General features: G+C 43.4%; 1 protein-coding gene. It reads left to right on the plus strand.

From position 1 onward, the window contains the following. Positions 1 to 645 (plus strand): L-threonine 3-dehydrogenase (gene tdh, locus R7E78_RS24870; RefSeq protein WP_318058442.1); only part of this gene is annotated, 645 nt, incomplete at its 5' end. Positions 646 to 967: the final 322 nt, after the last annotated feature.

Genomic DNA, 967 nt, shown 5'->3' on the forward strand with positions numbered 1-967 from the left:
CCAGCGTTCAACGCGTTCAAGATCCCAGACGAGATCTCTGACGACCTAGCGTCTATCTTTGACCCGTTTGGTAACGCGGTACACACTGCGCTTTCTTTCGACCTTGTGGGTGAAGACGTGCTGATCACAGGTGCTGGCCCAATCGGCATCATGGCGGCAGCGGTTGCTAAACACGTGGGTGCTCGCCATGTGGTTATCACAGACGTAAACGAATACCGTCTAGAGCTTGCTCGTAAAATGGGCGTGACTCGTGCAGTAAACGTGGCTGAAGAGAAGCTAGAAGATGTAATGGCTGAACTAGGCATGACAGAAGGCTTCGACGTAGGTCTTGAAATGTCGGGTAACCCAGCGGCATTCAACTCAATGCTAACGACAATGAACCACGGTGGTCGTATCGCTCTGTTGGGTATTCCGCCATCAGACATGGGTATCGACTGGAACCAAGTGATCTTCAAAGGTCTGGTTATCAAAGGCATTTACGGCCGTGAAATGTTCGAAACGTGGTACAAGATGGCTTCACTGATTCAATCTGGTTTGGATCTATCGCCAATCATCACGCACCACTACAAGATTGATGATTTCCAAGAAGGCTTTGACGTTATGCGCTCTGGCATGTCGGGTAAAGTTATTCTTGATTGGGAATAATCAGTTCTAGTAAGAAAAGCGCTCCAAAAGGGGCGCTTTTTGTTTATTTTAGCCCTATCTTTTTCGTCCATTTTCTTAATTTCAGCCTAGAATTTTACTGCCGTTTAATAACCAATTTCCTGCTCGACTCTGTTCAAATCGACTTTATTTTCTTCTGAAACTTCAGCAAAGCTTCACTTTCCGTATTTAGAACAACCAAATAACCTTTTTATTTTTAAGTGTATTTTATGGTTTTATATCTCGTCAAAGTTACCTTTTGTGGTTATTTGTTTTTTAAGTGTGTCTGTTTTTATACCTAACTTACTTCTTTTATATGTTTCGC

The sequence above is a fragment of the Vibrio sp. YT-19(2023) genome, assembly GCF_033337395.1.